The organism is Agarivorans sp. 1_MG-2023 (assembly GCF_030548385.1).
Lineage (GTDB): Bacteria > Pseudomonadota > Gammaproteobacteria > Enterobacterales > Celerinatantimonadaceae > Agarivorans.
In genome coordinates, this window is sequence record NZ_JAUOSJ010000014.1 from 1 (window position 1) to 18,973 (window position 18,973).

Below are 18,973 nucleotides of genomic sequence, written 5' to 3' on the forward strand. Positions count from 1 at the left end.
GCAGCGCCGCTTGCCGTGTCAGTGGAGTCGCATTATAGGGATCCGCGATTTTGGTGCAAGCGTTTTTTGAAGAAAATCACAGAAATCGAGTCAAGTGTTCAGATAGTAGTCAGAAGCTGTGATTTTAGTTGGTTTTATCTACAATTAGAGCCGTTTTATCGTGATGATCTTTGGTGACCAATAAACATTATCGAGTCGAGAAAAGATCACGCCTTTAGAAGTAGATGCATGAAGAAAGTGCTGTTGGTCATAAATGACACCAACATGTCTCACTTTATGGCTGGTTTTAAAGAACACCAAATCACCGGTACGCGCTTTAGCTAAGTTAACGGTTTTACCCTGCTGCATTTGGGCTTGTGTAGTTCGAGGAAGCTGCTTTTGGTAGATACTACTATATAGATGTTGCACAAAAGCGGAACAATCAATCCCTGCTTTGTTCGCCCCCCCTAATTTGTAGGGCGTACCTTGCCAATGCTTATGTAGAGCCAAGAACAGAGTTTGCTCGCTGCTTATTGAATTAGCTTGCTGGTTCACCCCACCGCTAGTAGATGACTGACTACTGCAACCCACCAGCCACATTCCAGCAATGAACAAAGCCAGAAGCTGGTAACTACGCGCGACGTTATTAGCTAATTCAAACTTCATCACTATTTAGGCCGCTGGATAGTAAAGCTTTGACCGTTTGCCCAGTACTCTCCACCACCTAAACGGCCTAAAGGATTTAGCGCGTTAGTATCTAGATTCATACGGCCGTCATTCATTGTGGCAAATTGTTCTTCTATATATAGGTGTAATACTTTAAGGATGATCATCGACTGTGGCGTATTCCCGATAGACTGCATCTCAAACAGTTCACACGCCATGGCAATAGGTGCATCAGCTAAACGTGGTAATGCAAACCCTTCGAAAGAAGCAAGTTCTAGTTGCTGTTGAACAATCTCAGATTCACCATAAGGCAAGGTTTTTGCTGATTCCGTTACTTGCTTGGCTTGTTCTGCACTGGCGATATGCACTACACAGTATTTACCGTTCTGAATATTGACCTTGGTGTCTTTATCACTCCCGTCAGGCTTCTTACCCACTGATAGCATGATCAATGGTGGATCTGAGCTAATTGCAGTGAAATAAGAAAAAGGAGCGAGATTATAAGAAGTTGGCTGGCCATTATCGCTAAGTACCCACGCAATAGGACGAGGTACAATGGTTTGAGTCATGCAATGATAAACTTGGTTACTTAACAAGTCGGCAAAGTCGATATACACCTAAAAGCTCCTTAATATAGGAAGGTGGTAAACAACAAACCCGCAATAGCGGGTTTGTTTATCAGTATAGAACGAAATAATTAGTCTTTAGCCATTACCTCAGACAATGCCGCTAAACACAAGCTAACATTCTCTTGGCGAGCTGCGTAGCCCATCAAACCAATACGCCAAGCTTTACCTGCAAACTTACCCAAGCCGGCACCAATTTCTAAATTGTAATCATTAAGTAACCGAGAGCGAATTGCTTGCTCGTCTACCCCTTCAGGAATGGCCACCAGATTTAACTGAGGCAAGCGGCAACTCTCATCCACCATTAAATCTAAACCTAGTTTAGCTAAGCCTTCAGCAAGTACAGCATGTTGCTGAGCATGGCGTTGCCAAGATGCTTCTAATCCTTCTTTATATAACATGAGTAAGGATTCGTGTAAGGCATATAAAGCTGTTACTGGAGCAGTATGATGATACGAGCGTTTTTGCTCGCCTGACCAATAACCCATGACTAAGGTTTGATCTAAAAACCAGCTTTGAACTTTAGTTTTTCGTTGCTTGAGTTTATCTACTGCAACCTGACTAAAACTAACTGGAGACAAGCCAGGTACACAGGACAAACACTTTTGACTGCCAGAATAAATGGCATCAATGCCCCATTCATCTACTTTAAGAGGAATGCCTCCCAATGAAGTCACTGCATCTACAATAGTTAAGCTGTCATTTTTCTTGGCTAAGGCACATAAGGCTTGTGCGTCTGATGCGACGCCGGTGGATGTTTCTGCATGTACAAACGCCAACACTTTGGTATCTGGGTGTTGCTCAAATGCTTTAGCGACTTTAGTAAGAGAAACCGGTTCTCCCCAATTGTCTTCAACGACGATAGGCACCGCACCACAGCGCTCCGCATTCTCTAGCATGCGCTGACCAAATACACCGTTAATACATACAATTACTTTATCGCCTGGCTCAAGTAGATTAACAAAGCACGTTTCCATGCCTGCAGAGCCTGGTGCTGATACCGCGAACGTATGCTGATTAGTCGTTTGAAATGCATATTGCAGTAAGGCTTTAATCTCATCCATCATATTCACAAACAAGGGATCTAAATGACCAATAATCGGTCGGCTTTGCGCTTGTAATACTTGAGGAGAAATATCTGAAGGGCCTGGACCCATTAAGGTACGGCGCGGGGGATTAAAAGAACTTACGTCCATCCTAATGTCCTTATATTTATATTGTTATTTATTGTAATTATCTGTGTTGCGTAATTACTCTAACATTGCCTTAACAAAAGTTGAACGTAAAATGTACAGCTGCGCATCGACACTTTGTTTAACGCTATAAATTGCACAGTGAAGCGCTCGGCAACAACTTCGATATTGATAAGCAATTGCTAGTTTCAATCTAAAACAACACTGCGAGCCATTTAATAAATATAACTAAGTCTAATAAGGTTAACATCACAGTTAGTGAATAGCTGAAAAATCCCAATAATCAGCACTTACTTGAATAAGATCAAACCACCAACAACGCATTAACAAAAAAGTACAAAATTTAACCTGGAGATCACCAGTAAGGACGAGCTTGTTAAGCCTATCTAGTACCTGAAAATTGATCTAAAACATAAAACAGCCCGACTTTAACAATGTCCAACAAAGCCATACAGATAAAAGGTAAAGGCAATTATTAGAGCACTTAAAATGGCGTAGAATAAATAGTCAAATCGCGATCAAACCCTCCTCCTTGTAACTCTACTTAACAAACAGGCTATAAATCTAGAAACTTGGTTCAAAATCTAAACAATAGTTAATTATTCCTCGCTAGAATTTGTACTCTAAATTCATTTTAATGAATAACTATTCGCCTATTTTTTCACTAAAAATAAAGCTCCACAGAAAAGAAAGTTAAATTAGTTTTTCTAATGAAAAAGATGCAGTTTATTTTGTTTGAGAAAGCCCCAGAGCAAGCCTAAGATGGCCCCATCAACTGAGATGAGGTCCTAGATTATGAGCACTAACACAAATACTATCGGCAACAACAAAAACACGTCTTTCTTACAGCACGCTGTAGAGGTTTACCAACTTTGTAATGTTTGGCTGTTACGCCAAAAAACACGACGTCAATTAGCCCAATTACCTGCGTACTTATTACGTGATATTGGTTTAAGCGAAGCTGATCGCTACCAAGAGTCTCGTAAGCACTTCTGGGAAAACTAAAACAAACTCGTTTTTCGCCAAGGATCTCAGGCTTATTTAGAACGGCATGTTGCTTTGCACATGCCGTTTTTGTTTTTTCTTGTTACCATTCCCCGCAAAACCCGCTTTGAAAAACACTATGCAAACTGACTTAGCCAATCTCATCGTAGTACTCGGCCCTACCGCCTCAGGTAAAACTCACTTAGGTGTGGAATTAGCTCGCCACTATAACGGCGAAGTGCTATCAGCGGATTCACGGCAGGTGTATCGTGGTTTAGATATTGGCTCAGGGAAAGATCTTGCTGAGTATCAGGAGATCCCCTATCACCTGATCGATATCGTTGAACCCGATACTGAATATAGTGTGTTTCATTTTCAGCGAGATTTTTTTGCGACTTACGCACAAATAAAACAGGCTAAAAAGTTACCCATTATGGTGGGAGGAACGGGGCTTTATATTGACGCAGTCACTCAAAACTACCAATTGAACGAAGCGCCGGTAAACAAAGCGCTTAGAGACGAACTGGCCACGCTTAGCTTGGAAACGCTACAGCAACGTTTGCTCGCCTTAAAACCAGAGCAACATAACAGCACCGACTTAACAGTACGGCCACGCTTAGTGCGAGCGATAGAGATTGCTGAAGCCGATGTTCAAGTCAGCGGGCAAGATGTAGCGGTACACCCAACTATTACGCCGTTATATATCGGGATCCGCTGGGATCGCTCGGTATTACGCGAGCGCATCACGCTGCGCCTAAAACAACGCTTAGAAGAAGGCTTGATTGAAGAAGTACAGCGCTTGCATTCAGAGGGGGTAAGTTATCAAAAGCTGGAGTTTTACGGTTTAGAATACCGCTTGGTTGCCCAGCACTTACAAGAACAACTCACTTACAACGATATGTTCCAAAAGCTAAACTCACAGATTCATCAATTTGCTAAGCGCCAAGACACTTGGTTTAGGAAAATGGAACGTCGTGGCGATGTGATTCATTGGCTGGATCCACAGTATGACTTAGTAGAACAAGCGAAGCAGGTTGTTGAGCCACAGCTACATAGCTTAACAAGCTAGTTAATTAGAAGGTGGCTCTGAGGCAAACCAGCGGTAATAACAAAACATCAGCCAATGAGCCAAACTTAGCAAAGCAAAGGCTGCAAAAGCTAACCATAAGCTCAGCTGATAAACCGCGACCTTACCGCTATACATTACACTTAAAAGCAACATAACCAGCCAACCAAGATTCGCCAGCAACATGCATTGCTGGCAACGTCCTAACTTTTCTACAAACCACGCTTTTTGGCAAAACTGACAGCTCACAATGGCGACTCAACTGGTTTCAATTACGCTAATTATCCACGCGTCATCAGTTTGATCAAGAGATCAGTAAACTTGTTATAAGGTGGCTGCATTAGGCTAATCGCCGCAAAACGCCCTTGCTTGAAAATAGGCAGCATTTTTGAGAACTGCACAAATCCATCATAGCCGTGATAATGGCCCATACCACTTGCCCCTACTCCACCAAATGGCAGTTCATGCTGTGCTACATGCAGCAATACCTCGTTAATACATACCCCACCCGCTTGGGTTTGCTGTATCACTTGCTGTTGTAGCTGCTGTTGATTACTAAATACATAAAGCGCTAGCGGGTGTTCATGCTGATTAACATAAGCAATTGCCTCTGCAAGTTCTTCGTATTCAACCACAGGTAATAATGGCCCAAATATCTCTTGCTGCATCAAGGTGGTTGTAGCTGGAGCATCGAAGATTAAAGTAGGTGCTATTTTGCCACTACTTTCGCCTGCAATAAGCGGAGTAGTATTGGCTCCCTGCTGCTCTGCATCTCCTAGTATTTCGTGTAAGCGGGCCAGAAAATCACTGGAGATAATACTTGAAATAGATTTATCAGATAAATCGCTATAGTGCTTTTTGCAGTAAGCCAAACAAGCATCGATAAAGGCTTGGCGCTGAGATTTAGGTAGCAATATGTAATCGGGAGCCACACAGGTTTGCCCTGCGTTAAATAGTTTACCCATCATAATGCGTTCAGCCGCTAACTTTATTGGGTAATCATTAGCAATAATCACCGGAGACTTACCACCTAACTCTAGCGTTACTGGGGTAAGGTTCGCGGCAGCGGCTTGCATCACTTTACGGCCAGTATTGGTAGAACCGGTAAAGACTAGATGATCAAAGGCCAAACCAGAGAACAGCGGGCCTAGGTCGCCATCATCAGCGTAAATACTCACTACGTCATCAGGCAGGTATTGAGGCATTAGGTCTATCAGCAGCTTAGTAAGGTGCGGGCTTAGCTCTGACATTTTAATCATTGCTTTATTGCCCGCCGCCAATGCGTCGGTTAAGGGACCAATGGCTAAGTACAAGGGATAATTCCAAGGTACGATAACCCCAATAACCCCTAACGGCTGCGCAACTACGCTATTACTAGCCCCAAAATGCCAAATACTAACGCCACGCCGTTGCGGCTTAAGCCATTTTTTTAAGTGCTTAAGTGCATAACGGATCCCTTCAATAGAAGGGAATATTTCAATCAGCTGAGTTTCGTGAGAGCTTCGATGGCCAAAATCCTCGCTAATAGCCTTTATAATGGCACTTTGGTTTTCCAATATAAGTGCCAGCAGCTGGTCTAAATGGTATTTTCGCTGCTGCAACGTTGGATACGTTTGTTGTTTAAACGCTGCCTGCATACGAGATAAATCTTGATTAAGTTGCTGCTGATTCATGGGCGCCACCAATAATAGTTTGTCTTACGTTAATCTAGATTATGTTACCAACGGTAACTTGTAAATAAAAATGACAAAGCTTGAACAATTTTATGACTAAGCACATAGTTTGTAGCTAGCTATATTGTGGAGAAAAAGCATTAACCCAAGTCAATTTAAAGCGCCATGGTGGGCCAGCAACAAACATCTACAAACGCTACTTCCCACCTTTTTATTAAGGCGAAAAAAAATCACACTCGATTGGCAAAAGCTTGAGCTAAGCGACGGCGACTTTGTAGATTTAGCCTGGATAGATAGCGCTCAAGCTGCAACTCCCGAACAACCTATTGTAGTGGTATTTCATGGTTTAGAAGGCAGTGTAAATTCTCCTTATGCCAAGGGTATTCTGCAAGCTTGCCAACAACAAGGCTGGCGCGCGGTTGTGATGCACTTTCGTGGCTGCAGCGGTAAAGCCAATAAACTATGGCGGGGATATCACAGTGGCGAAATAGGCGATGCCACCGCATGCATTGCGCATTTGCAGCAGCAGTTTCCTAATGCGCCTTTATTAGCTTTAGGTTATTCGCTAGGGGGCAACATGCTCGTTAACTACTTAGCAAAAACACCTAGCTCCCCTGTTAAAGCGGCGGTTATTGTTTCTCCACCACTGCATTTAGCCGCGTGTTCAGAACGCTTGCAGCAAGGTTTTTCCAAAATTTACCAGCATCACTTGCTGTCTCGCATGAAAGACAATCTGGTCAAAAAAATCGCCCAAACTCATCAAGCCCCCTTAAAACCTCAGCAAGTTCAACAATGGCGCAACTTTGTGGAATTTGATGAACATTACACAGCTAAGGCCCATGGCTTTAAAGGCGCAGCAGATTACTATCAGCGTTGTAGCGGTCTACCGCTATTAAAAGACATTCAACACCCTACCCTGTTAATTCACGCTGCCGATGACCCGTTTATGGACCAACGAGTGATTCCTAATACCAGTCAGCTAAGCAAGGCAGTGGAGTATCGTTTAAGTGACACAGGTGGACACGTAGGTTTTGTTGGTGGTAGCCTGCTGCGCCCCAAATTTTGGTTGGAATCGAGTATTCCGCATTGGTTTAAGCAGCAATTAGAGCAAACAGATAAATGATTATTCCTTGGCAGCAACTAGATCCTAATACCTTCGATGCATTATTAGAGAGTTATGTATTACGCGAAGGGACTGACTACGGTGAGCAAGAGCTGAGCTTAAGCGAGAAACTTGAACAAATTAAACAACAAGTTATTAATGGTTCGGTTTTAATCGTATACTCAGAGCTTCACGAAACAGTAAACTTAATTGCCAAAGAGCAGTTTGATGCCTCTGCCATGGAAGGGCAGCAGGATGATGGGTAAACCATGTTTATAATCATCACCAACAGATAAGGCCACTATGTCAGCTAAGCATCCCGTTATTGCCGTTACCGGTTCTTCAGGCGCAGGAACATCTACCACCAGCGAAGTATTCGCCCACCTGTTTAGACAGCACAAGCTAAACGCGGCGTTTATCGAGGGTGACAGTTTCCATCGCTACACTCGCCCAGAAATGGACGTGGCAATCCGTAAAGCGCGCGAACACGGCAAACACATTAGCTATTTTGGCCCCGAAGCCAACGACTTCAATTTACTGTACGAATTCTTCAAACAATATGGTGAGAATGGCACTGGTCAATACCGCCGCTACCTGCATACTTTTGACGAAGCAGTACCATATAACCAAATGCCGGGTACTTTTACTCCTTGGCAAGACTTACCTGAAGAAACCGACGTATTATTCTATGAAGGTTTGCATGGCGGTGTGGTTTATGACGAGAAAAATGTCGCCTCTAAAGTGGACCTACTTATCGGCATGGTCCCCATTGTTAACTTAGAATGGATTCAAAAACTGGTACGCGATACCACTGAACGAGGCCATTCACGTGAAGCAGTGCAAGAATCAATAGTACGTTCAATGGACGACTACATTAATTACATTACCCCGCAGTTTTCGCGTACACATATCAACTTTCAACGCGTGCCCACGGTGGACACCTCTAACCCCTTCAGCGCGAAAAGCATTCCGACATTAGACGAAAGCATGTTGGTCATTCGCTTTAGAGGGCTGAAAAACGTCGACTTTCCGTTTTTGCTGCAAATGATTGACGGCGCTTATATGTCTCGGCAAAACACCATTGTGGTACCAGGCGGTAAAATGGGTTTTGCCATGGAGCTGATCCTGTCGCCAATGATTCAACAACTATTAGAGACAGGAAAAATTCGCTAAGTTAAGCGCTTTCAATACGATAGCTGTGGCTTATATCACAGCTTTTACTCAACATTAATGACACTGAACAGTACTTTTCCATGCTTAGTTGCACAGCGCGCGCTACGTGTTTTTCACTTAAATCATGCCCTTTTACCACAAACTCTAAGTGAATCTTGGTAAATACTCGGGGGGTTCCCTCGGCCCGTTCAGAATCTAGATTAACTTTACAATCAGTGACTTGCTGTCTCGCTTTGCCCAAAATTGAGATAATATCTACTGAACTACAGCCACCAGCGGCCATTAATACGTACTCCATTGGGCTTGCAGCAGCCTGTGCATTGTCACCGTCCATCAAAATTTGGTGACCTGAGCTACTTTCTCCAATAAATTGTAGTTCTTTAGACCACGTAACGGTCGCTTTCATGTTAGATTCTCCTAGGGAATATTTCGTCAGCCAGCTTAATCTAGGTCAAGGTTCAAGGCTAGTGTTTGCCTCATACTAAAGGCGTATAAATGCCTTGCAGCAAAGCCCGAAGCCTTTTATGCTAGAGGCGGAATGGACGACTACAACAATAAATACAATTTGTTAGTTATAAAGCTAGCAAATAATTATAAAGACAGAGGATTTCTTTAATATGGTAATTGGCAAACCTCAAGCTGATCCGGTGATGGAGTGGTTTCTTTCTCACTGTCACATTCATAAGTACCCATCAAAAAGTACTTTGATTCATGCTGGCGAAAAAGCTGAAACGCTTTACTACATTGTAAAAGGTTCAGTCGCAGTATTGATTAAAGATGAAGAAGGCAAGGAAATGATCTTGTCTTACTTGAATCAAGGTGACTTCATGGGTGAATTGGGTCTTTTCGAAGACACTGAAAATCCAATTCGTACTGCTTGGATCCGGGCTAAAAGTCCTTGCGAGGTAGCGGAGATTTCTTACAAGAAATTCCGTCAGCTAATCCAAGTTAACCCTGAGATCTTAATGCGCCTTTCAGGCCAAATGGCGAACCGTTTGCAAATCACCAGCCAAAAAGTAGGTGACTTAGCATTCTTGGACGTTACTGGTCGAATTGCACAGACCTTATTAAACCTAGCTAAGCAGCCTGACGCGATGACGCATCCAGACGGCATGCAAATTAAGATTACCCGCCAAGAGATCGGCCAAATTGTTGGTTGTTCACGCGAAACGGTAGGTCGTATTCTTAAGATGTTAGAAGAGCAAGAGTTAATTACCGCACACGGTAAAACTATAGTGGTTTACGGCACACGCTAGTAAGCTACCACGCTAATAAAAAAGCCGCTAAATGCGGCTTTTTTTGTTTTAGTGGGAGCGATCGGTACTGCTAAATATTTTATCTGCTGAGGCTTCTACAAAGCCCGAATAAAGCTCTCCGTTAGGCTTGGGATAACGCAAGGCAAACTCATAAAAGCAGCTAGGAATACTGTGCTTACTGTCGCTAAATACCACTTCAGCTTGATCGGCCAAGGTGGCAGACTGCTCTAGCAACACCTCTGGCGACCCTTTGATCTCTCCCCCTGCAGTATTTAAGCTAAAACCAGCCTCTTTTAGTTGCTGATTCACTTGCTGTAAATCATCCATACCCGCAAGTTGATTCACCGAAATAGTAAAATGATTGGCTCGATAACCATAGGCCGCTAACCAAGCCGCATATTCACTTTCGTTAAGCAGTGTTTGGTATTCAGCATAGCTAAGCTGCCAAGGTCGTCCGGAAAAAAATACCTCTGGTCGCTGGTATAAGTCGTTATTTACCTGTGCAGCTAAGCCTTGAACAATCGCTTGAGACTCTGGCGACAAACTTTCTACCTGCAGCTCACTAATAAACACCTTTGGAACAGTGGGGTCATCGTGTTCAAAATGTGCAGCATCCAAGTGTTTATTGGCAAAATGATATTCCCCACCCTTTCGATAACCCATAGCGATTAAATGCTTAGCAAAGGCATCAACACCGGTATTAGGTAAATTAAAGGTACGCACTGCAATGTGATCATTCACTACCTCAGCACCTTTACCGAGTAGCTGATGAATAGAGTCAGCACTAGGTGTAACCGCCAAGTATTGCTCCCACAAGCGCTCAAAAAACAAATCTACAGTCATAACTCACTCCTTAGAAGTGCAGGCCAGGGCTTAAGCTTGCTGGTAATACGCTGGCTTTACCTTCCATAGATGCAACAGGATAAGCACAGTAGTCGGCCGCATATTTGGCACTCGCGCGATGATTACCCGAAGCCCCCACTCCACCAAACGGCGCAGCACTTGAAGCGCCAGTAATTGATCTGTTCCAGTTCACAATGCCTGCGCGAATACGGTGGCGGAAGTTTTCCCACTTGTCCTCGTCCACGCTAAGTAAACCAGCCGAGAGGCCATAACGAGTATTGTTGGCTTGGGCTATCGCTTCATCCCAATCAGCGTAACGAATAACTTGTAACAAAGGCCCAAAGTATTCTTCGTCTGGCAGTTCTGCCACTGCCGTGACATCTACAATTCCTGGGCTAACAAAACCTTTACTTGGATCTGCTTGGCTAAGCTCAACTAAGGACTTAGCCCCTAAATCCAATAATTGTTGCTGTGCTGCCACCATACCAGCTGCCGCTTTCGCGCTAATCATGGCACCAATAAACGGTTGCTGTTCAGCGTCGTATTCGCCCACTTCTATGGCTTTAGTTACTTCCACTAAGCGGCTCAGAATTTTCTCGCCTTGTTCGTTATTAGGTAAAAACAAGCGGCGAGCACAGGTACAACGCTGGCCTGCCGAAATAAAGGCAGATTGCACAATGTCATGCACCGCAGCATCGATGTCTTCTACTTTATCAACCACAAGAGGATTATTGCCGCCCATTTCTAAGGCCAAAATCTTATCTGGCTGACTGGCAAACTGTTTATGCAATACGTGACCGGTATTTGAGCTACCAGTAAAGAACAAGCCGTCAATGCCAGCGTGCGAGGCTAAGGCCTTGCCTGTATCAACCTCACCTTGGACTAAGTTAAGCACGCCTTCAGGCAAACCTGCTTGCTGCCACAATTTAACCACTCGCTCGGAGATAGAAGGAGTCAATTCAGATGGTTTAAGTACCACAGTATTGCCGGCAATTAAGGCCGGAACAATATGCCCATTAGGCAGGTGGCCGGGGAAATTATAAGGGCCAAATACAGCTACGACACCATGCGGTTTATGACGTAATACCGCGGTCGCGATAGGCAACTCTGAAGATGACTCCCCAGTGCGCTCATAATAGGCTTTTTCTGAAATAGCAATTTTACCGATCATGGCAGCTATTTCGGTGCGTGTTTCCCACAATGGCTTGCCGGTTTCTTGGGCAATGGTTAACGCCAGTTGCTCTTTGTTTTGCTCCAGCAAGTGGGCAAACTGTTTGATCACTGCAAGGCGAGATTCAACGCCACTCATGTACCAAGCAAACTGCGCTTCACGTGCGGCAGCTACCGCATTATCAACTTGTGAAGAAAGCGCTGCTTTGCCTTGCCACACACTAAGGTTTTTAGCTGGGTCTATAGACTCAAATACGGTCCCTTCGCCTGCTAACCATTGACCATTAATAAACTGATTTAAATGTTCCATTACTAGCTCAAATCCTTTAATGCTGCCCGTAGGCGAAGTTCTATTGCTCGAAACGCAAGGCACCCACGCGAATGCTTGCTCCTTCATTTACCAATAATGCGTTTGCAGCTTCTGGCGAAATAAGCGCTGTTTGCTGCTGTAGATTAATATCGATAGCTGATACACAGGCGCGAAAGTCTTGAAGACGCGCGTTGGTGAGTAACATCTCTTCAGCTGCATCACTAGGCTGTCCAATACGAATCTTGAGTTTAAAAGAGTGCTTAACACTCTCAATCAACTTCAAAGGACACTCTACCGTTGGTCCAGCATCAAAAATATCTACATAACCGTGTTTGCAAAAGCCTTCGGCTTCCAACAAACGCAGTGCTGGCCGCGTTTTTTCATGCACTTCACCAATTACCGCTTGGGCTTCTTTACTAAGCAAATTCACGTAGATGGGATATTTCGGCATCAGTTCGGCAATGAACTCTTTTTTGCCTACGCCTGTAAGGTAGTCGGCAGTGGGGAAATCCACGCTAAAGAAGCTATCTTGCAACCATTGCCAAAATGGCGAACGGCCTTGCTCGTCGGATACACCGCGCATCTCGGCAATGACCGATTCATTAAAGCGCTCTTGGTGTTCAGCCATGAGTAAGAAACGACACTTAGATAGTAAGCGACCATTCTGACCTTGACGGTGCGATTCTTGTAAGAACAAGGTGCATAGTTCAGTAACGCCAGTGTAGTCATTGGTTAGCGTGAGCGTTTCCACCACGTTATAAACGTTTAAACTACGTGAAGCATGAACCACCTTGCCTAGGTGATAAGTGTAAAATGGACTGCTCATGCCTACAGCAGCATCAATGGCGCTGGTGCCAACCACTTCACCGGTTACGGTATCTTCCGCCACCATTAAATAGTGTTGGTCGCCAGGTTTATCGGTATCGGTTGCAAACGAACGAATAGAATGCGCTAATTTTTCACGCAATAAAGGCTCGTCAACCGGTAAAGAAGTAAAGCCTATCCCAGACCCAACCGCCATTTGTAACAAGGCAGGATAGTCCGTTTCCTTAATAGGACGGATAACTAACATGGCTACATCTCCCTTTTTTGAATAGCACAGAACCGTAGCTAAATATTAGCCACTACTCTTGATAGTTAAAAAGTATAACTTGGCTGGCCTTATTGCTAAGGCCAGCCCAAAAACGCTAAGCGTTTACCACGTTGGCAACAGCTTGCTCGAAACGCTGCATGCCTTGTTCAACATCAGCTTGAGGGACAATTAAAGAAGGCGTGAAGCGCACTACGTTAGCACCAGCGACTAATACCATTAAGCCTTGATCGGCCGCTGCCACTAAAAAGTCACGCGCTCGGCCTTGGTATTGCTCGTTTAGCACAGCTCCCAGTAACAAACCTTTACCCCGTATTTCTGAAAATACTTGGTACTTCTCGTTAATGGCATTCAAGGCTTCTCTAAACCATTGTTCGCGCTGCTTAACACCGTTTAGCACTTCTTCGCTGTTTACAATGTCGTAAGCGGTTTCTGCTACGGCACAAGCTAATGGGTTACCGCCGTAAGTACTGCCGTGGGTTCCTACTTTCATAGAAGCCGCAATCTCAGTAGTGGTTAACATCGCACCGATTGGAAAACCGCCACCTAAGGCTTTGGCTGAGGTAAGAATATCCGGCGTCACATCTAGGCCCATGTAGGCATACAACTCGCCAGTACGGCCCACACCTGTTTGTACTTCATCAAAGATAAGTAGCGCATTGTGTTTATCACATAGCTCACGCACTTTTTTTGCAAAGGCTAAATCTGGGCTGATAATGCCACCTTCGCCTTGCAACGGCTCCATCATCACTGCACAAGTTTGGTCGTCGATAATCGCTTCAAGCGCCGCTAAATCGTTGTAAGGGATATGCTCGACATCACCCGGCTTAGGACCAAAACCATCTGAGTATGTAGCTTGACCGCCTACGGTAACAGTAAAGAAGGTGCGACCGTGGAAGCCCTGTTCAAAGGCAATGATTTTGGTTTTGTCTTTTGAGCCATGCTCAATTGCGTAACGGCGCGCTAATTTAAGCGCGGCTTCGTTTGCCTCGGCACCCGAGTTACAGAAAAACACTTTTTCAGAAAAGGTACTGTCGACTAATTTTTTGGCTAAGCGCAGAGCTGGTTCGTTAGTCAATACATTACTTAGATGCCACAAGGTTTGACCTTGTTCGGTTAAGCTTTTCACCAACGCAGGGTGACAATGCCCTAAACAGCTAACCGCAATACCACCAGCGAAGTCGATATACTCTCGGCCCTTTTGATCCCATAAGCGTGAACCTTCGCCCTTAACCGGAATAATAGCCGCCGGGGCGTAATTAGGAACCATAACTTCATCGAATAGCGCGCGAGTAACAGCGTGTGACATGTAGTGTTCTCCTTTAGCTTTCTGGCGATCCCTTTATGTCAAAGGCCAGAAAGGTTAATAGTATGTAAAGAGTTTGGCGATTATGGCAAATATCGAGAGCGATGTCTGAGTATTCAGCCATTAAGCCATACAAAATATGGCCATTTTTAAGCATATTCAGTGCATAGTTCTAATAATAGCGTAGGGAATATTGCTTGCAATGCCCTCACATCAAAATCATCAAGCATAAATATGCATTATTTATTCATTCTATATAATCAATGCATTAAATCATTTTAAAGCCCATTCATTCTATTAATTAGAATCAATAAAGTTACTTAGCAACTGCAGACCTTGCTTTGTAAGAATGCTTTCAGGGTGAAACTGCACCGCATGTATCGGTAAATGCTTATGTTTAAGCCCCATAATTTCGTGCTTTTCACCTGCATCATTGTGGCTCCAAGCTGTCACTTCTAAACATTCCGGTAAGCTGTTTGCCTGAACCACCAAGGAGTGATAACGAGTAACAGCCATTGGGTTAGCGAGCCCACTAAATACCGAATCTTGCTGGTGATATACCGGCCTTACCTTGCCATGCATGGCTTGAGCCGCACGCACTACTTTGCCGCCAAAGTGCTGTGCAATACACTGATGTCCTAAACACACACCAAGAATGGGCAGCGTGTTAGAAAACTCGGCAATAACCGCGAGAGAAATCCCTGCTTCATTGGGTGAACATGGACCTGGTGAAATAAGCAAATGAGACGGTGCAAGCTGCTTAATTTGTTCAATGCTAATCTCATCATTACGACGAACCACAACCTCTACATTCAGCTGCGAAAAGTACTGATAGAGGTTGTAGGTAAATGAATCGTAATTGTCGATAATCAGTAGCATGTAACCAGAATAGCCTGCAGGTTAAAAGCGCTATAGTAGCTGATTTTTAGTTAGCAGGCAGCGACATTTCGAGCTGCTGTAATAATTTTCATCCAGCAGAAAATTCGCCTTGCTCTGAGGGTTCAACAAATACAATTTCGGTATAATTATTCTGGTAATACTGATTAGCCAAACTACGAATTTGTTTTCTCTGCTGAACCATATCGTCTAGCGCAAGTTGATGATTCCTGCACACCACCTCTATGGTGACCCAAAAGCGACGACCGGTTTTCATCACCACTATCTCTCCTAACTCAAAACCATTTAACATGGTTTGCTGCTCTAAGGCTTGAGTAAATGGTTTGGTATGTTCGGGTTCAGGAGCGCTCAGTAGTAGTTCTTTAAAGCCATTTTTAACCAGTAGGTAAGGGTCTTTTAAGAAGATAAGTGAAAATACAATCACTAGAATTTGGTCTACATAACGGGCTATCCACCCTACGCTGCTGTCTTGAATAAGTAATACAATGATTAATGCTACGCCAATGGCACCGGAGATCACCGAGTTTATTAGCCAGCCTTGCTGCTCAGCCAGCAGTAAGTTAGAAGCCTGCAGCTTATTACTGCGTAAACATAGCCACCAAGCCAATAAACAACCAGACACGGCGGGCACGACATAAATCAGCATCATGCCAATTTGCGGCTCGCGACCACCAGCTAACATGGTTTGCAAATTCGCCGACAAAGCAAACGCAACCAGCACCAGAATAGAGATCCCTTTCACCATTACCATTAGCGGCTCAAAGGCAAAGTAGCCCATAGGAAAGCGTTCGTTGTAGTTTTGGCTGGTGAGGTAGGCAATGCGGATCCCAGTAAAGGCCATTACTGAGGACAGTAGATTAAAAACCCCGTCTAACATGATAGCGCCAGACTCGGTGTGCACCCCCATAGCAATGCCCCATAGAGACAGTATCAAGGCGATAACCGCCGAATACACCAGAGTTTTGCGTTCCAGATCCATCTACTCGCTCCTCGGCATTGGCCGATTAAATCAATATGTTGATATTACAGCAAATACTAGCAAGCGGGCAGCTAAGTCACTAGCGTTAACTATTGGGTATAAAAAAGCCCAGCGCTTGGCTGGGCTTTAACACTTAGAACAAATTGCTACTTTAAGCGAATGAAACCTAAAACATCATAAACCGCCTCTAGGGTTTTACTGGCTTGCTCACTAGCACGGGCTGCACCTTTCGCCATAATGGCTTGTAGGGCTGCTTCGTCGTCGCGTAGTGCTTGATAGCGCACCTGAATGGGTTCTATCATCGCCACCACTGCGTCTGCCGTGTCAACTTTAAGGTGACCATACATTTTACCTTCATAGCTAGCCACCAACTCATCTATCGATTTTCCGGTAGCGACCGATTGCAAAGTTAGTAGATTTGATACACCTGGCTTTTCATCACGATCAAAATAGATACGCGCGGCTTCATCTGAATCAGTCACCGATGCTTTAATCTTCTTAGCGATTTGCTTTGGTGTATCGTTTAGCAAGATGAATGCTTTAGGGTTGTCGTCTGACTTTGACATCTTCTTAGTTGGCTCTTGAAGCGACATAACTCGCGCACCAAACTTAGGGATGAATGGTTCTGGCACAGTGAAAATGTCACCGTAAAGCGTATTGAAACGATGAGCAATGTCTCGGGTTAACTCAAGGTGCTGCTTTTGGTCGTCTCCAACAGGAACAGCATTGGCTTGATACAATAGAATATCGGCCGCCATAAGCGCTGGGTAGGTATACAAACCGGCATTAGTGTTGCTGGCGTACTTACTCGACTTATCTTTAAACTGAGTCATGCGATTCAGTTCGCCCATTTGAGTGTAACAGTTAAGCGCCCAGGCTAGTTGAGCATGCTCTGGTACTTGTGACTGAACAAATATGGTGCTTTTGTCTGGATCTAAGCCACAAGCAATATACATGGCTAAACCATCTAATACCTGGTTCTTAAACTGCGTAGGCTCTTGGCGAACAGTAATAGTGTGTAAGTCGGCTAACATGAAGTGACAGTCGTAGTCGTTTTGCATGTCAATCCATTGGTTTATTGCCCCAATATAATTACCAATGGTTAACGAACCTGAAGGCTGAATGCCACTTAATACTATGGGTTTACTCATGATGTTCCTATTCAAACAATTACGATGGGCTTAAGCCGTTACCGAGCCATTCATTAGCTCTACTAAAGTCTCAAGGCTGTCTGCCACAAATTCGGGGCCACTTAGTGCAATATCTTCACCGTAGTTGTAGCCGTAGGTCAAGCCCAGAGAGGCACAACCCGCCGCTTTTGCCGCTTGAATATCATTTTTTGAATCTCCCACCATAAGAAGCTGGTCGATATTCAATTGATAGTGCTCTACAAGATGCTGTAACGGCAGTGGGTCTGGCTTTTTACGTGCTAAGCTGTCGCCCGACAATACTACGTCAAAGTAGCGTGCAAGATTTAGCTGTTCTAATAAAGGTTGGGTAAACAAACCTGGCTTATTAGTAACAATGGCCATGGGAATATTTAGCTCCGCAAGCGCGGCAAGACTTTCCCCTACTCCCTGATAAAGTTTACTGGCGACACAGAGCCTTTCGCTATAGTGGCGATTAAATAGCGGTTTGGCTTTGAGGTACAAAGCTTCATCTAAATCTTCAGCAATAACAGAAGTACCAGATAAGGCACGTTTAATCAGCACTTCTGCACCATTGCCAACCCAATGACGAATAGTTTGCTCTGAGAATTCACTACGCCCTAAATCCACCAACATAGCATTTATAGCTAAAGCCAAATCTGGAGCGCTATCCACTAAGGTGCCATCTAAATCAAAAGCGATAAGTTTAATCTGTTTTAACTGAGTCATTAATTGGCCTTACTTTGTTGCTTTAGCTAATTCAGCACGCATTTGGTCAATTACTGCTTTGTAATCAGGCTTACTGAAAATAGCAGACCCTGCTACAAACATGTCGGCACCGGCAGCGGCAATTTCACCAATATTGTCAGGGGTTACGCCACCATCAATTTCTAAGCGAATATCGTAACCACTGTCATCGATTTTTTTACGTACCGCGCGCAGCTTATCAAGAGTATTTGGAATAAATTTCTGGCCGCCAAAACCTGGGTTAACCGACATTAACAAAATCATGTCTAGCTTATCCATTACGTAGTCAAGGCAATGCAAAGGTGTTGCAGGGTTAAGCACTAAGCCCGCTTTACAGCCTTGCTCTTTAATCAGCTGCAAGCTGCGGTCAATGTGCTCAGACGCTTCAGCATGGAAGGTAATCATGCTAGCGCCTGCTTTAGCAAACTGCGGAATAATTGCGTCAACCGGTTTTACCATTAGGTGCACATCAATCGGAGCGGTAATACCGTAGTCGCGAAGCGCCTTACACACCATAGGACCAACTGTTAAGTTTGGTACGTAATGGTTATCCATTACATCAAAGTGAACCACGTCTGCACCGGCAGCTAATACGTTTTCTACTTCTTCACCCAAACGGGCAAAATCGGCAGCTAAAATTGAAGGGGCAATTAAAAAGGGTTTGCTCATTGGGATAACCATTGGATTTTAAAGTGCGCAATTTTAGCGCAGCTTGTGCCGTGATCCAATCACTGTACAAAGATAGTTTTTATGGCATGCTGAAAT

21 protein-coding genes are annotated in these 18,973 nt (G+C 44.2%); 6 read left to right on the forward strand and 15 right to left on the reverse strand.

Features of this window, described 5'->3' with window-relative positions; translation table 11 throughout:
• Positions 1 to 144 precede the first annotated feature (144 nt).
• The 3 genes from Q4592_RS17785 to Q4592_RS17795 form a co-directional block, all read right to left on the reverse strand.
• Positions 145 to 645: a C40 family peptidase gene (locus Q4592_RS17785; protein WP_303515960.1), complete on the reverse strand. Its 501-nt coding sequence runs from the start codon at positions 643 to 645 to the stop codon at positions 145 to 147.
• 2 nt (positions 646 to 647) lie between these two features.
• Complete coding sequence (locus tag Q4592_RS17790) at positions 648 to 1,262, reverse strand: flavin reductase family protein (RefSeq protein WP_303515675.1); 615 nt, start codon at positions 1,260 to 1,262, stop codon at positions 648 to 650.
• Positions 1,263 to 1,342: 80 nt separating this feature from the next.
• Complete coding sequence (locus tag Q4592_RS17795) at positions 1,343 to 2,467, reverse strand: alanine--glyoxylate aminotransferase family protein (RefSeq protein ID WP_303515677.1); 1,125 nt, start codon at positions 2,465 to 2,467, stop codon at positions 1,343 to 1,345.
• A 792-nt stretch (positions 2,468 to 3,259) separates the two neighbouring features.
• Here Q4592_RS17795 and Q4592_RS17800 point away from each other — a divergent pair.
• Together Q4592_RS17800 and miaA are read left to right on the forward strand one after the other, a co-directional pair.
• Positions 3,260 to 3,469 (forward strand): DUF1127 domain-containing protein, encoded by a 210-nt coding sequence (locus Q4592_RS17800; protein WP_137673896.1) that lies wholly within the window; start codon positions 3,260 to 3,262, stop codon positions 3,467 to 3,469.
• A 118-nt stretch (positions 3,470 to 3,587) separates the two neighbouring features.
• A complete protein-coding gene (miaA, locus tag Q4592_RS17805) occupies positions 3,588 to 4,517 on the forward strand; it encodes a tRNA (adenosine(37)-N6)-dimethylallyltransferase MiaA (protein WP_303515680.1) in 930 nt (309 codons plus the stop codon).
• On the opposite strand, the gene Q4592_RS17810 is transcribed toward miaA, so the two are convergent.
• Complete coding sequence (locus Q4592_RS17810; protein WP_303515682.1) at positions 4,518 to 4,763, reverse strand: DUF3624 family protein; 246 nt, start codon at positions 4,761 to 4,763, stop codon at positions 4,518 to 4,520.
• A 32-nt stretch (positions 4,764 to 4,795) separates the two neighbouring features.
• Complete coding sequence (locus Q4592_RS17815) at positions 4,796 to 6,187, reverse strand: coniferyl aldehyde dehydrogenase (RefSeq protein WP_303515684.1); 1,392 nt, start codon at positions 6,185 to 6,187, stop codon at positions 4,796 to 4,798.
• A 124-nt stretch (positions 6,188 to 6,311) separates the two neighbouring features.
• Here Q4592_RS17815 and Q4592_RS17820 point away from each other — a divergent pair, with 124 nt between their 5' ends.
• The 3 genes from Q4592_RS17820 to Q4592_RS17830 are packed head-to-tail and all read left to right on the forward strand — an operon-like array spanning position 6,312 to position 8,462.
• Positions 6,312 to 7,310, forward strand: coding sequence for a hydrolase (locus Q4592_RS17820; protein WP_303515685.1), 999 nt, complete (start codon positions 6,312 to 6,314; stop codon positions 7,308 to 7,310).
• On the forward strand, positions 7,307 to 7,555 hold the full coding sequence (locus tag Q4592_RS17825) for a YheU family protein (RefSeq protein WP_137673892.1): 249 nt from the start codon (positions 7,307 to 7,309) through the stop codon (positions 7,553 to 7,555). Before Q4592_RS17820 ends, Q4592_RS17825 begins: the two co-directional genes overlap by 4 nt.
• A gap of 37 nt (positions 7,556 to 7,592) precedes the next feature.
• Positions 7,593 to 8,462, forward strand: a complete 870-nt coding sequence (locus Q4592_RS17830) for a phosphoribulokinase (RefSeq protein WP_137673891.1) — start codon at positions 7,593 to 7,595, stop codon at positions 8,460 to 8,462.
• A gap of 1 nt (position 8,463) precedes the next feature.
• Here the strand turns inward: Q4592_RS17830 and Q4592_RS17835 are convergent, their stop codons facing one another.
• Positions 8,464 to 8,868: an OsmC family protein gene (locus Q4592_RS17835; protein WP_137673890.1), complete on the reverse strand. Its 405-nt coding sequence runs from the start codon at positions 8,866 to 8,868 to the stop codon at positions 8,464 to 8,466.
• Between the two features lie 211 nt (positions 8,869 to 9,079).
• Here Q4592_RS17835 and crp point away from each other — a divergent pair, with 211 nt between their 5' ends.
• Positions 9,080 to 9,718: a cAMP-activated global transcriptional regulator CRP gene (gene crp / locus Q4592_RS17840; protein ID WP_016403770.1), complete on the forward strand. Its 639-nt coding sequence runs from the start codon at positions 9,080 to 9,082 to the stop codon at positions 9,716 to 9,718.
• Between the two features lie 48 nt (positions 9,719 to 9,766).
• On the opposite strand, the gene Q4592_RS17845 is transcribed toward crp, so the two are convergent.
• From Q4592_RS17845 to rpe, 9 genes are all read right to left on the reverse strand, one after another.
• Positions 9,767 to 10,561 carry a DUF1338 domain-containing protein gene (locus Q4592_RS17845; RefSeq protein ID WP_303515696.1) on the reverse strand — a complete coding sequence of 265 codons (795 nt, stop codon included), beginning with the start codon at positions 10,559 to 10,561 and terminating at the stop codon, positions 9,767 to 9,769.
• Positions 10,562 to 10,571: 10 nt separating this feature from the next.
• Entirely contained in the window at positions 10,572 to 12,041 is a 1,470-nt protein-coding gene (gene astD / locus Q4592_RS17850) for a succinylglutamate-semialdehyde dehydrogenase (RefSeq protein ID WP_303515698.1), read from the reverse strand.
• A gap of 40 nt (positions 12,042 to 12,081) precedes the next feature.
• Positions 12,082 to 13,113: an arginine N-succinyltransferase gene (gene astA, locus Q4592_RS17855; protein ID WP_137673887.1), complete on the reverse strand. Its 1,032-nt coding sequence runs from the start codon at positions 13,111 to 13,113 to the stop codon at positions 12,082 to 12,084.
• A gap of 115 nt (positions 13,114 to 13,228) precedes the next feature.
• Positions 13,229 to 14,440, reverse strand: a complete 1,212-nt coding sequence (locus Q4592_RS17860; protein ID WP_303515704.1) for an aspartate aminotransferase family protein — start codon at positions 14,438 to 14,440, stop codon at positions 13,229 to 13,231.
• Between the two features lie 294 nt (positions 14,441 to 14,734).
• Positions 14,735 to 15,316, reverse strand: coding sequence for an aminodeoxychorismate/anthranilate synthase component II (locus Q4592_RS17865; protein ID WP_303515706.1), 582 nt, complete (start codon positions 15,314 to 15,316; stop codon positions 14,735 to 14,737).
• An 88-nt stretch (positions 15,317 to 15,404) separates the two neighbouring features.
• A complete protein-coding gene (locus Q4592_RS17870; protein ID WP_303515707.1) occupies positions 15,405 to 16,313 on the reverse strand; it encodes a cation transporter in 909 nt (302 codons plus the stop codon).
• 146 nt (positions 16,314 to 16,459) lie between these two features.
• The gene (gene trpS, locus Q4592_RS17875) at positions 16,460 to 17,464 is read right to left on the reverse strand and encodes a tryptophan--tRNA ligase (protein WP_303515708.1); all 1,005 of its coding nucleotides are present in this window, start codon (positions 17,462 to 17,464) and stop codon (positions 16,460 to 16,462) included.
• Positions 17,465 to 17,494: 30 nt separating this feature from the next.
• Positions 17,495 to 18,190, reverse strand: coding sequence for a phosphoglycolate phosphatase (locus Q4592_RS17880; RefSeq protein WP_303515709.1), 696 nt, complete (start codon positions 18,188 to 18,190; stop codon positions 17,495 to 17,497).
• A 9-nt stretch (positions 18,191 to 18,199) separates the two neighbouring features.
• Positions 18,200 to 18,877: a ribulose-phosphate 3-epimerase gene (rpe, locus tag Q4592_RS17885; protein WP_137673881.1), complete on the reverse strand. Its 678-nt coding sequence runs from the start codon at positions 18,875 to 18,877 to the stop codon at positions 18,200 to 18,202.
• Positions 18,878 to 18,973 lie beyond the last annotated feature (96 nt).